Annotated in this window: 10 protein-coding genes; 5 read left to right on the plus strand and 5 right to left on the minus strand. The window is 72.8% G+C overall.

The genetic code is table 11. The features are described 5' to 3' along the window. Window positions 1-22: 22 nt before the first annotated feature. Complete coding sequence (locus BMY89_RS11000) at window positions 23-2401, plus strand: M28 family peptidase (RefSeq protein WP_092379317.1); 2379 nt, start codon at window positions 23-25, stop codon at window positions 2399-2401. Between the two features lie 26 nt (window positions 2402-2427). Here BMY89_RS11000 and BMY89_RS11005 read toward each other — a convergent pair whose 3' ends face one another. From BMY89_RS11005 to BMY89_RS11015, 3 genes are all read right to left on the minus strand, one after another. Then, window positions 2428-2682, minus strand: coding sequence for a Smr/MutS family protein (locus tag BMY89_RS11005; protein WP_007465523.1), 255 nt, complete (start codon window positions 2680-2682; stop codon window positions 2428-2430). 171 nt (window positions 2683-2853) lie between these two features. Further along, complete coding sequence (locus tag BMY89_RS11010) at window positions 2854-3225, minus strand: tetratricopeptide repeat protein (protein ID WP_092378864.1); 372 nt, start codon at window positions 3223-3225, stop codon at window positions 2854-2856. A 74-nt stretch (window positions 3226-3299) separates the two neighbouring features. Further along, on the minus strand, window positions 3300-4052 hold the full coding sequence (locus BMY89_RS11015) for an ROK family protein (RefSeq protein ID WP_092378866.1): 753 nt from the start codon (window positions 4050-4052) through the stop codon (window positions 3300-3302). Window positions 4053-4131: 79 nt separating this feature from the next. On the opposite strand from BMY89_RS11015, the gene BMY89_RS11020 reads away from it, so the two are divergent. The 4 genes from BMY89_RS11020 to BMY89_RS11035 all read left to right on the plus strand — a co-directional run bounded on the left by BMY89_RS11020 (window position 4132) and on the right by BMY89_RS11035 (window position 9122). Next, window positions 4132-5769: an ABC-F family ATP-binding cassette domain-containing protein gene (locus tag BMY89_RS11020; RefSeq protein WP_092378869.1), complete on the plus strand. Its 1638-nt coding sequence runs from the start codon at window positions 4132-4134 to the stop codon at window positions 5767-5769. A gap of 75 nt (window positions 5770-5844) precedes the next feature. Next, window positions 5845-6570: a methyltransferase domain-containing protein gene (locus BMY89_RS11025; RefSeq protein ID WP_092378872.1), complete on the plus strand. Its 726-nt coding sequence runs from the start codon at window positions 5845-5847 to the stop codon at window positions 6568-6570. Window positions 6571-6733: 163 nt separating this feature from the next. Continuing rightward, window positions 6734-8398, plus strand: coding sequence for a glycoside hydrolase family 10-like protein (locus BMY89_RS11030; RefSeq protein ID WP_092378875.1), 1665 nt, complete (start codon window positions 6734-6736; stop codon window positions 8396-8398). 193 nt (window positions 8399-8591) lie between these two features. Continuing rightward, on the plus strand, window positions 8592-9122 hold the full coding sequence (locus tag BMY89_RS11035) for a phospholipase (protein WP_092378878.1): 531 nt from the start codon (window positions 8592-8594) through the stop codon (window positions 9120-9122). 56 nt (window positions 9123-9178) lie between these two features. On the opposite strand, the gene BMY89_RS11040 is transcribed toward BMY89_RS11035, so the two are convergent. Together BMY89_RS11040 and BMY89_RS11045 are read right to left on the minus strand one after the other, a co-directional pair. Further along, entirely contained in the window at window positions 9179-12007 is a 2829-nt protein-coding gene (locus BMY89_RS11040) for an ATP-binding protein (RefSeq protein ID WP_092378879.1), read from the minus strand. A gap of 165 nt (window positions 12008-12172) precedes the next feature. After that, the gene (locus BMY89_RS11045; protein WP_092378882.1) at window positions 12173-12391 is read right to left on the minus strand and encodes an FmdB family zinc ribbon protein; all 219 of its coding nucleotides are present in this window, start codon (window positions 12389-12391) and stop codon (window positions 12173-12175) included. Window positions 12392-12444: the final 53 nt, after the last annotated feature.

Genomic DNA, 12444 nt, shown 5'->3' on the forward strand with positions numbered 1-12444 from the left:
CCCACCCCCCGAGGAGCCATCCGTGGGCGCATCCCCCAGCCCCGCCGCCGACCATGCCCTCAGCCGACCGCGCCGACGCACCCTGGCCGCGCTGGCGGCACTCGTCGCGCTCGTCGCCGTCGGCGCGAGCGCGCTGCTCGACCTGCGCCCGCCGGCGCTCCGCCCGGCCGACGCACCGGCGACGGAGTTCAGCGCCGAGCGGGCGTACACCCATGTCCCGCTCGTCGCCGGTCGGCCGCACGTCGCGGGCAGCCCGGCGAACGACGCCGTCCGCGCCCACCTGGAGGCCATGCTGCGCGACCTCGGCCTCGAGCCTCAGGTGCAGGACACCGTCGCCGAGGAGGCCGGCCAGCTCAGCGGTGCGGCGGGCGGAGCAACCCTGGCCCGGGTCCGCAACGTGGCGGCCCGGCTGCCCGGTACCGACCCCACCGGGACGGTCTTCCTGGTCGCCCACTACGACGCGGTGCAGACCGGGCCGGGCGGCAACGACGACGCCGCCGGGGTCTCGGCCATCCTGGAGACGGCCCGCGCCCTGACCAGCGGCCCCCGGCCGCGTAACGACATCGTCTTCGTCTTCACCGACGCCGAGGAAGCGTGCCTGTGCGGGGCGTCGGCGTTCGCCGACGACCACCCGTTGGCCGCCGAGAAGGGGGTGGTGCTCAACCTGGAGGCACGCGGCCGCACCGGGCCGGTGATCATGTTCGAGACGTCGCCGGAGAACGCCGCGCTGGTCGGGGTCTTCGGCCGGGGCGCGCCGCACCCGGTGGGCACCTCGTTCGCGGTGGAGGTGTACCGCGCCCTGCCCAACGACACCGACTTCACCGCCTTCCTCGACGCAGGGTTCGTCGGGTTGAACTCGGCGTACCTCGACGGCGGAGCGATCTACCACACCCCGCTGGACACCCCGGCCTCGATGGACCGGGCCAGCCTCCAGCACCACGGGGACAACACGCTGGGCCTGGCCCGTGAGTTCGGCCGGATCGACCTGGCCGACCTGACGGCCGGCCACGACGCCACCTACTTCCCGGTCCCCGGCGGCCTGGCTCGCTACCCCGGCTGGCTGGTACTGCCGTTGGCGCTGCTGGCGCTGGCCGGAGTGGTCGTACTCGGCTGGCTGGCCCGACGCCGAGGCCGGGTCACCGGTCGCCGGCTGGCCGCCGGGTTCGGGCTGGCCCTGGTGCCGACCGTGGTCGCGCCGCTGGGCGCGCAGCTGCTCTGGGCGGCGATCACCGCGATCCGACCCGGCTACGCCGAACTGCTCGACCCGTACCGGCCGATCTGGTACCGGCTGGCCGTACTGGCGCTCGCCGCCGCCGTCCTGTTCACCTGGTACGCGCTGACCCGTCGGACGGTCGGTCCGGCCGCGCTGGCCATCGGCGGGCTGGGCTGGCTGGCGCTGCTCGGCGTGGTGCTGGCGGTCCTGGTGCCCGGCGGGGCGTACCTGACGACCCTGCCGGCCCTGGCTGGTGCGCTCGCCGGGCTGGTGGCGCTGACCAGCCGCCCCGACGGACCGGTGCCGGTGATCGCGGTGACCGTCACCGCGGCGGTGGCGGTGGTCGTGCTGCTGCCGACCGTGGTGCTGCTGTTCCCGGCGCTGGGAATGGGGATGGGCGGCGTCGCCGCGCTCTTCGCGGTGCTGCTCGGACTGGCCGCGCTCCCCGTGGTCGACCTGCTGCACCCGGAGGCCGGCGGCCAGCGGGGCATGGCGGCGCTGCGGGCCCGGCGGCTCGGTGCCCTGCCGGCCGGGGCCGCCGCGCTGGTGGCGGTGGTGCTCGCCGGGGTCGGGCTCGCCGTCGACCGGTTCGACGCCGCGCATCCAGCGCCCACCCACCTGATGTACGCGTTGGACGCCGGCACCGGCCAGGCCCGTTGGCTCAGCCACGAATCCGACCCGCAGCCCTGGACCGGCGAGTACGTGGACGGGCGGGTGTCCGTCGCCGACGACTTCCCCGGCATCGGCGACGACGAGCTGCTCGGCGGGCCGGCCGAGGCCGCCGACCTGCCCGCGCCCCGGCTGGACGTGCTGGCCGACACCACCACCGCCGGCGAACGCACCCTGCGGCTAAGACTCACCCCGCAACGCCAGGCACGCCTGGTCACCCTGCACGTGGACACGAGCACCGCGACGGTACGCAGTGCGCAGGTGGCCGGGCGACCGGTGCCGGTCGAGGAACGCGAGGGCCGATGGGGGTTCGGGGTCGTCTTCCACGCCCCGCCGCCTGAGGGCATCGAGATCACGTTGACCGTCGAGCCGAGGGCCGACCAGATCGCGCTGCGCGCCATGGATGCCAGCGACGGCCTCGACTCGTTGCCCGGCTTCCGTCCCCGCCCACCGGAGGTGGGGGTCGCCGGCTCCCACAGCTCGGAGATGCTCGCCGTAGCCCGCACCTACCCGCTGTGACCGGACTACCTCCACCCCGAACCGGGCTATTTCCAACGGAAGTGGACGAAGAGGCGGCCGAAGTTCTTGGAGTCCTTCTCGACCCGGTGGTAGAGCTGCTTGACGTCCTTCTGGTCGAGGAAGCGCAGCACCCGCTTTTTGAGCTGGCCGGAGCCCTTGCCCGGGATGATCTCGACCAGGGTTGCCTTCTTCGCCACCGCCTCGTCCATGATCCCGCGCAACGCCCGGTCGATGTCCTGGCCCTTGTTGAAGATCTCGTGCAGGTCCAGCTTCAGCTTCATGCCGCGTCCACCGTCCGGTCGGCTCCCATGCGGCCATCGTAGGCACGCCGGACGCCACGTCATCGCCGAGAGCACCGGCCCTCGGCCGGCTCGAAGCCGTGATCGGCGGCTCCGCAGTCGACGAGAGGGGCAAGCCCGGTCGGGCTTGCCCCTCTCGTGACGCATCCTGTCTCAGCGGCTACCGCCGCCTACCCGGGTCTCGACCCGGCGCAGGGCGGTCGTGTAGTCGTCGTTCGAGGAGTGCATGGCCGCCGCGATACGCAGGTGGCGCAGCGCGTCCAGGTGTCGGTTCAGCCGCTCCAGCGTGCGGCCCAGCACGTGGTGGGCGTAGTGGTCACTGGGGTTGCGGTCGACCAGCTCCCGCAGCTGCTCCTCGGCCCTGCCCAGCTGGGCCGACTGGAAGTAGGCCCGGGCCAGCAGCTGGCGCACGGCGGCGTTGTCGGGCTCGGCCTCGATGATCGGTTCGAGCAGCCGGGCCGCGCTGGTGGGGTCGCCCGCCTCGAAGAACAGGGTCGCCCGCCGGTACTCAGCCAGAAGATCCATTCTGCCCACCCCCTAGTTCGCACCACTGCCCTGACGCTGGCACAACACCGGCCACAGCGCGACTGTTCCCCGCGTCAGACCGCGGCGAGGTCCCAGGCGCGGACGCCGCCGACGATGCCGGCGCTGTTGGGCACCACCACCACGTCGTCGCCCATCCGGGCGAGCTGCTCGGGGCGGATCAGCCGCGAGTTGCCACCGCCCAGGTAGAGCCGGTCCCAGCGGAACACCGGCCGCAGCCCCTCCACCACCTGCCGGATCCGCCGGGACCAGAAGGCGTCGCCCAACCGCCGACGCTCCGGCTCGCCGACGTACGTGTCGTACGTGGTGCCCCAGCGCACCGGGGCGTGTGACAGCTCCAGGTGCGGGGCGAGCTGCCCGCCGTCGAAGAGCGCGCTGCCCAGCCCGGTGCCGAGGGTCAGCACCAGTTCACAGCCGGTGCCGGCGACCACCCCGGCACCGTGCACCTCGGCGTCGTTGAGCACTAGTGCGGGCAGGCCGAACGCGGCGGAGAGGGCGCTACGGGCGTCGTACCCGGACCACTGGGCCAGCAGGGTCGGATCTATTCGGCTGCGCGGACCCGAACGGGTCACGTAGTGCGGGGTGGCCACCACGACGCCGTGCCGGATCATGCCTGGCATCCCCACTGTCACCCGGTGCGCCGCCGGCAGCCGGCCGCCGAGGTCAACCAGGGTCTGGACGAACAGGTCCGGCGGCAGGGGGTACGGCGTGGGCACCCGCACCGGCTGGGCCCGCATGGTGCCCGCGCCGTCGAGCACGGACGCCTTGATCCCGCCGCCACCGCAGTCGATCGCCAGAGTGGTCTGCACGACCGTGAGTCTGCCTCGTATCTCCGACCCGGGCATGGCGGGCCACGCCAACCACGCCGACGGGTAGGCTCGACCCCTTGTGAGCGCCACATTGATCGCCAAGGACCTCGCTGCCGGGCACGGGGAGCGGGTTCTGTTCACCGGGCTGGATCTGGTCGTCGCCCCCGGGGACGTGGTCGGCCTGGTCGGTGCGAACGGTGCGGGCAAGTCGACTTTGCTGCGTACCCTCGCCGGGCTGCTCCCGGTGGAGGCCGGCAGCGTCCTGGTGAGCCCGCCCGGTGCGAGCGTCGGACACCTACCGCAGGAGCCGGATCGGCGCCCCGGCGAGACGATCCGGGCGTTCCTGGCCCGCCGGACGGGCGTGACCGGGGCGCAGGCCGCCCTGGACGCGGCGACTGCGGCGCTGACCGCCGGCTCGCCGGGCGCCGACGACGCCTACGCCGACGCGCTGGAGAGCTGGCTCGGGCTGGGCGGCGCGGACCTGGACGAGCGGGCCGAGGCGGTGGCCGCCGAACTGGGTCTCGCGGTCGACCTCGACCAGCAGATGACCAGCCTCTCCGGCGGGCAGGCGGCCCGCGCCGGACTGGCGTCGCTGCTGCTCAGCCGGTACGACGTCTTCCTGCTCGACGAGCCCACCAACGACCTGGACCTGGCCGGCCTGGACCGGCTGGAAAGTTTCGTCACCGGGCTGCGGGCCGGCACGGTGCTGGTCAGTCACGACCGGGAGTTCCTGGCCCGCACGGTGACGACGGTGCTGGAGTTGGATCTGCATCAGCAGCAGGTCAACGTCTTCGGCGGTGGCTACTCGGCGTACCTGGAGGAGCGGGAGGTGGCCCGCCGCCAGGCGCGCGCCGAGTTCGAGGAGTACGCCGACACGAAGGCCGGGCTGGAGGCACGTGCCCGCACGCAGCGGGGCTGGATGGAGAAGGGCGTCCGCAACGCCCGGCGCAAGGCCACCGACAACGACAAGATCGGTCGCAAGTTCCGGTCCGAGGCGAGCGAGAAGCAGGCGGCGAAGGCCCGGCAGACCGAGCGGCTGATCGAGCGGCTGGAGGTGGTCGAGGAGCCGCGCAAGGAGTGGGAACTGCGGATGGAGATCGCCGCCGCGCCCCGCGCCGGCGCCGTCGTGGCCACCCTCCGCGAGGCGGTGGTACGCCGCGGTGACTTCACCCTCGGTCCGGTTGATCTGCAGATCGCGCTCGCCGACCGGGTGGCGGTGACCGGGGCGAACGGGTCCGGCAAGTCGACCCTGCTGGCCGCCCTGCTCGGCCGGCTACCGCTGGACGCCGGTCATGCCACGCTCGGCCCCGGGGTGGTGGTCGGCGAGGTGGATCAGGCCCGTGGACTCTTCCTCGGCGACGTGCCGCTGCTGGACGCCTTCCGGGCCGCCGTACCGGACCTGTCGCCGGCGGACGCGCGTACGTTGCTGGCCAAGTTCGGCCTGCGTGCGCAGCACGTGCTGCGACCGGCCGCGACGCTCTCCCCGGGCGAGCGGACCCGGGCCGCGTTGGCGCTGTTGCAGGGACGCGGGGTCAACCTGCTGGTGCTGGACGAGCCGACCAACCATCTCGACCTGCCGGCGATCGAGCAGTTGGAGTCCGCGCTGGACAGCTACCGGGGCACGCTGCTGCTGGTGACCCACGACCGGCGGATGCTCGACTCGGTACGCGTCAACCGGCGCCTGCGGGTGACCGCCGGGCGGATCACCGAGTCCTGACCGGCCCATCTTTCTGGGATAAGCGACGCATACCGGGCAGCGATCCGGGTAACGGGCCGGCCGGAGGTGGCCCGCATGGTCGCATTGGCACACACTCCGCCCTCCGGCGAGCGGCTGCGGGCGGTAGACGGTTTCCTCGCCGGGGCGTGGCTGGATCAGGTCCGCCACGACGAGCGGCTGCGCCCGCTGCGGGTCGAGGTCCGCTTCGACCGGGGCGTCGCCCACCTGACCGGTGAGGTCGACGAGCCGGCACAGCTACGGCTGGTACGCGAACGGGTGGGCCAGCTGGCCGGGGTCTTCGGCGTCTGGGCCAGGGTCCGGGTCGGTGGACGCGAGCCGGTGGTGGTGGACCTCGGCTGCGGCGGCACCAAGCAGTGGCCGGGCAATCTCGGGCTCGACATCTTCCCCGCTCCGGGGGTGGACGCGGTCGCCGACCTCTCCGGCTCCCTGCCGCTGGCCGACGACTCGGTCGACGTGCTGTTCACGGTGCACATCCTGGAGCATCTGATCGACTTCCTTCCGCTGGTCGACGAGTGCCACCGGGTGCTCCGACCGGGCGGTGTGCTGCACGTGATGAGCCCCTGGTGGGGGCATGTGAACGCGGTGGCCGACCCGACCCACGTCCGGCTGCTCGACGTGCAGACCATCAAGGGCGTCTGCGTGATGCGCCCACCGGGCACACCGCGCTGGTACCCGCTGCACGCCGGCACCGACGGCGCGTCGATCTTCGCCGACCTCACCCCGTTGGGGCCGAACGACGACGGCCCATCCGCCACCCACCTGGCGCGCTTCTTCGACTAGCCCTCAGCGCCCTGGGCGCGCCCGCGAGCGGCGCGGCGGCGGCAGGTCTTGCGCCAAGCCCGCCCGGTGTGAAAATTTCCTTCTGACGGCAGAGTGATGACGGCGAATGTTGCCGCACTGCCGCGCCCCCTGCCACGGGAGCCCCGACGAAGGGACACACCGCATGAAGGCATCTCGACTCGGCGCCGCCGCGCTGGCCACGGCGCTGCTCGGCGCGTTCGTCGCCGCCACCCCTGCCGGCGCCACACCGACCAGCGCCACCTCCGGCGTCGCGGACACCACCACCTGCGTCACCGATCCGGCCACCCCGAAGCGCCAGTTCCGGGCGATGTGGATCGCCTCCGTCACCAACATCGACTGGCCCAGCAAGGGCTCACAGAGCAGCCCCGACCGGATCGCCGTCCAGCAGGCCGAATACCGCCGACTGCTCGACCTCGCCGAAGGGCTGAACCACAACGCGGTGGTCGTGCAGGTCCGCCCGACCGCCGACGCCTTCTGGCCGTCGCCGCACGAGCCCTGGTCGGAGTACCTGACCGGGATCCGCGGCGCGGATCCCGGTTGGGACCCGCTCGCCTTCCTGGTCGACGAGGCGCACCAGCGCAACCTGGAGTTCCACGCCTGGTTCAACCCGTACCGGGTCTCGATGCCGGCACCGGGCGGCGCCGGGGCGGATCTCGACCAGTTGGCCCCTGGCCACCCGGCGCGGGAGAACCCGGAGTGGAGCTTCGCCTACCCGCCGGCCGGCGTCGCCGGCAGCCGGCTCTACTACAACCCCGGCATTCCGGAGGTACGCGAATTCGTCCAGACCGCGATGCTCGACGCGGTGCGGCGGTACGACATCGACGCGGTCCACTTCGACGACTACTTCTACCCATACCCCAGTGGCACCCATCAGGTGCCCGACGACGACGCCTTCGCCGAGCACCACCGCGGCTTCACCGACCGCGCGGACTGGCGGCGGGACAACATCAACCTGCTGGTCAAGGAGATGGGCGCCCGGATCAAGGCGGTCAAGCCGTGGGTGAAGTTCGGGGTCAGCCCCTTCGGCATCTGGCGCAACGCCGCCGCCGATCCGCTCGGCTCGAACACCACGGGAAGCCAGTCGTACGACATCGTCTTCGCCGACACCCGTAAGTGGGTCAAGCAGGAGTGGATCGACTACGTGGTGCCGCAGCTCTACTGGTACATCGGCCAGTACCCGGCCGCCGACTATGCCCGGCTGGTGCCGTGGTGGGCGGAGCAGGTCCGGGGCACCCGGGTGCAGCTCTACATCGGCCAGGCCGACTACAAGAGCGGGGATCCGGCGTACGGGTCGTACTGGATGAACCCGGACGAACTCTCCGACCACCTGACGTTGAACCGCGCGTACCCGCAGGTGCTGGGCAACGTCCACTTCTCGGCGGTGCAGGTGCGGGCGAACCGGCTCGGCGCGACCGATCGTTACGCCGCGGAGCACTACTCGCGCCCGGCGCTGGTGCCGGCGATGCCGCAGCTGCCGGCGGGGTGGCTGCTGCCGCCGGTGATCACCACCGCCGAGCGGGATGCCGAGGGCGTACGCCTGCGCTGGCGACAGCCGGCCAACGGCGTCGGGCCGCTCGGCACCGCCACGTCGTACGCGATCCACCGGCTCGACGGCATCCGGGCGATCATCGGGTGCGCTCTCGCCGACGCCACCCACCTGGTCGAGACCGTGCGGGCGCGGCCGGGGGCCGAGCAGTCCTGGGTGGACCCGACGGCCGAGCAGGGTCGCCGGTACACCTACGTCGTCACCGCCCTCGATCGCACCGGCAACGAGAGCCCGGCCGGTCCGCCGCGCTTCGTCCGCTGACCGATCGTCGCCCCGAGGAACAGGTGAATGCCCTGGACACCTCCGATGTCCAGGGCATTCGTCTGTTTCAGCACAGGTCACGAATATTTCTCGTTGGTTACACCACATCGTCAGGGCATTGATCGACACTGATCCGCGTCCGGTGACTCACCGGTAACTACTGGCCAACCGCACACCCCGCGGAGGTATTACCATGCCCAAACGTCTCGCCACCCTGCTCACCTCGGGCGTACTCGCGCTGCTCACCGCGCTCGCCGTGGCCTCCCCCGCCACGGCGGCCGTCACTCCCGCCCAGAAGCTGTCCGTGCTCTCCAGCTGGACCCAGACCAGCGCCAGCAGCTACAACGCCTGGAACTCGGCCCGGCAGAACCGGGCCCCGTGGGCCGAGTACAACTTCGACTGGTCCACCGACTACTGCTCGTCCAGCCCCGACAACCCGCTCGGGTTCAAGTTCTCCAACTCCTGCGCCCGGCACGACTTCGGCTACCGCAACTACAAGGCGGTCGGCCAGTTCAGCGCCAACAAGTCCCGCCTGGACAGCGCCTTCTACGAGGACCTCAAGCGGGTCTGCGCCACATACAACTCCGTCGTCCGGCCCGCCTGCACCAGCCTGGCCTGGACCTACTACCAGGCGGTCGCCATCTTCGGATCGGTCGCCGCCGTACAGCAGTCCGACATCGACCGGGCCGCGAGGATGAAGGCCGACGCCGAGCGCCGCGCCTGAGCACCACATCCCCGACGGACGCCCGGCCGGCACCCCGGCCGGGCGTCCGGTGCTCGTCAGGCGTGCTCGGTGTGACGGTCGACGGTGGCCGGCTGGCGGGGCGCGGACCGGCCCGCTCGGGCCGCGAAGCGCGCGGAATCAGCAGCCAGGTCGGGATGTTCGACGCCGAGCGCCAGCGCGACCGCCTCGTCCAGCCCCAGCTCGGCACCCTCCCCGTACGCCTCGTCGAAGGTGGCGTCGCCCAGCACCAGCCGCAGCGCCGTCTGCTGCTCGGTCCAGTAGGCGTCATAGATGCCGGGAGTGGATCGCAGGCCCGCCCGGGTGGCCTGCGCCGCACCGAAGAGCCGGGCGGCGGTCAGCGGCTGGGTGCCGGCAGCGCACCGCACCGCGATCGCGTTCAACGTGTCGCAGGCGCGCCCATGGAAGCCGTGGTTCATCCGGGACCGCAACGCCACCAGCAGGTGCTCGTGCGCGGCCACCAGGTCGCCCCGGGCCAGCGCCACCATGCCCAGCAGCATGTCCACCGACCGCCGCCCCCGATCGACCGGGCGGGACGCCTCCACGGGCCGGGCCGCGCCGAGCAGTTCGGCCGCCTCGTCCAGCGCACCCCGCCGCCACAACAACTCGGCCAGCCGGAACACCGCGAACAGCGCCTCGGAGTCGACTCCCTGGTCGTGCGACCAGTCGATGACCTCCCGGCTGACCCGCTCCGCCTCGGCGAACTGCCCCATGTCGACCAGGGGCGCGGCGCGCCCGGCGAGGACCCGGGCCAGCAGGCCGGCATCCCCGGCCTGCCGGGCAGCAGCCTCGGCCCGCTGCGAGTAACGCAGCTCCTCGGCGAACTCTCCGTCACCCCCGGCGTGCAGTGAGTGCATGTGGTACGCCGCCGCCAGCTCACCGTCCGGAACCGCCTCGCCCGTCTCGGCGAGGCGGCCGTACAACCGGAACAGCCAGAGCCGCCCCTCCCTGGCCAACCCACGCTCCCGCCACCACTGGTCCAGTCCACCGGCCAGTCGCAGGCCCGCACGGGCGCTGCCGCCCGTCGCGCACCAGCGCAGCGCAGCGCGCAGCTCACCGGCGAGCGGGTCGAGCGCGTACAGCGACAGGGTCGCCGGTTGGCCGTCCGGGCCGAGGTGCGCCCGGCTCAAGGCGTGCTCCGACCAGGCCACGTGCCGGTCACGGGCGGCCTGTTCCTCGCCGGCCGACGCCAACCGGCGGGCCGCGTACGCCCGGATCGGGTCGAGCATCCGGTACGTGCAGCCGGCGGCATGCGGCTCCGCCAGCACCATGGACTTGTCCACCAGCACCGAGAGCGGGTCGAGCGGATCGTCGCCGAGCAGCCACTCCACCGTCGGCAGGTCCACCGGGCCGGCGAAGACCGCCAGCCAGCGCAGCAACCGCGCGGCACCCGGCCCGAGGGTGCGGTACGACCACGTCACCGTGGCCTGCATGGTCAGGTGGCGCTCGACCGCCGAGCGCAGCACCGCCCGCGTCGCCGGAGTCGGCGGGCTGGCACCGGTGGCCGCCGCGACCAGGTCCACGGTGTCCCGCTGGTTGCCGGTGTGACCCCGGTCGACCGGCGGCAGTTGTGGATCGTCCCGGCCGGCGTCGAGCGTGCCGAGCATGTCGTCGAGGCGTTCGGCGAGCTGCCCGACCGAGAGCACCCGCAGCCGGGCCGCGGCCAGTTCGATGGCGAGCGGCAACCCGTCCAACCGCCGTACCACCCGACGCAGGTCGGCCGACTCGGCCGGATCGGGTTGCCGCCCGCCGCGGGCCGCCGCGGTGCGGTCCGCCAGCAGGGCGACCGCGTCGCTCTCGGTCCCGTCGGGCCGCGGATCGACCGACAGCGGCGGAATCCGCCACACCACCTCGCCGGGCAGCGCCAGCGGTTGCCGGCTGGTCGCCAGCACCCGCACCCCGCCACCGCCGGCGAGCAGCCGGGACACCGCCTCGGCACAGGCTGCCGGCTGCGCGTCACAGGTGTCGAGCACGATCAGCATCCGGCGGGCGGCGGCGTACTCCACCAGCGTGTCGACCATCGGGCGGCCCGGCTCCGGACGCAGCCCGAGCACGGCGGCGATCGCGAAGGCGACCAGCCCCGGATCGGTGACCACGGCGACGTCGACGAACCAGACGCCGTCCGGATACTCCTCGACCAGATCGGTGGCGAGCTCCACTGCCAACCGGGTCTTGCCGCCCCCACCGGCGCCGAGCACGGTCACCAGCCGGTGCCGGGCCACGAGCTGCCTCAGCTCGGCGCGCTCGGCCTGCCGGCCGACGAACGAGGTGACCTGGATCGGCAGGTTGTGCGCCACCGCGTCCGCGGTGCGCGGCCGTGGGAACTGCAGCTCCAGCCCGGGGGCGACCAGCTGGAAGAGCCGTTCCCGGTCGTCGAAGCCCCGCAACCGGTGCAGTCCCAGGTCGAGCAGGGAGGCGCCGGCCGGCAACGGCTCGGCGCGGTGGGCGGTGGCGGCGGAGCAGAGCACCTGCCCGCCGTGCGCGGCGGCGGCCACCCGGGCCGCCCGATGCACCTCGGGGCTGGCGTACTCGCCGTCACGCGGCTCCGCCCACCCGGTGTGCAGCCCCATCCGCACCCGGGGCACCGCCTCCGGCGCCGGCCAGTCGTGCTCGCCCAGCGCCCGCTGAGCGGTCAGGCAGGCGGTCAGCGCCGCGCCGGCGTCACCGAAGGCCAGGAAGAACGAGTCACCCTCGGTGAGCAGCTCCGCCCCCTCGGTCGCCACGATCGTCCGACGCAGCAGGCGCCGGTGCTCCGCCAGCACCGGCCGGTAGCCGGGACCGAGCAGTTGGGCCAACCGGGTGGAGCCCTCGATGTCGGTGAAGACGAACGTCACCCAGCCGGTCGGGAGGTGGATCCGTGGCGACATGCGTGGAACCTCCCCCCTAGCCTCGGCTTCATACTTCCCGAAACCAGATCATCACGCATCGTGAGAACGGCCGGCCGAGACTCCGACCCAAGGTGCCACCGGACCCTGCGTCCGGACAGGGTCGGCATCATCCGTCCCACCACCCGCGACGGTGTCGGACCAGCCTCAACAGCCGCAGCCACCGCCGCAGCAGCCACCGGCGGAGGGGGCGGGCGCACCACCGGGCAGGCCACCACCTCGGCCGGTCACCGCGACTGTGGAGAGCAGCTTGACCGTGTCGGAGTGTCCCTGCGGGCAGGCAGCCGGCTCGCCGGCCCGGGCCATCGGACGGTTGACCTCGAAGGTGTCGCCGCAGGCGCGGCAGCGGAACTCGTACCGGGGCATGGCATCAGGGTACGACCGGACCTGACGTTCGCGCCGACATGGGTGATACTCAA

Origin of the sequence: Micromonospora phaseoli (assembly GCF_900109115.1) — a bacterium.
GTDB lineage: Bacteria > Actinomycetota > Actinomycetes > Mycobacteriales > Micromonosporaceae > Micromonospora > Micromonospora phaseoli.

Coding starts and splice junctions, on each gene's coding strand:
- BMY89_RS11005 (WP_007465523.1), bottom strand. CDS start 2,682: ATGAAGCTGAAGCTGGACCTGCACGAGATCTTCAACAAGGGCCAGGAC.
- BMY89_RS11010 (WP_092378864.1), bottom strand. CDS start 3,225: ATGGATCTTCTGGCTGAGTACCGGCGGGCGACCCTGTTCTTCGAGGCG.
- BMY89_RS11025 (WP_092378872.1), top strand. CDS start 5,845: ATGGTCGCATTGGCACACACTCCGCCCTCCGGCGAGCGGCTGCGGGCG.
- BMY89_RS11030 (WP_092378875.1), top strand. CDS start 6,734: ATGAAGGCATCTCGACTCGGCGCCGCCGCGCTGGCCACGGCGCTGCTC.
- BMY89_RS11035 (WP_092378878.1), top strand. CDS start 8,592: ATGCCCAAACGTCTCGCCACCCTGCTCACCTCGGGCGTACTCGCGCTG.
- BMY89_RS11040 (WP_092378879.1), bottom strand. CDS start 12,007: ATGTCGCCACGGATCCACCTCCCGACCGGCTGGGTGACGTTCGTCTTC.
- BMY89_RS11045 (WP_092378882.1), bottom strand. CDS start 12,391: ATGCCCCGGTACGAGTTCCGCTGCCGCGCCTGCGGCGACACCTTCGAG.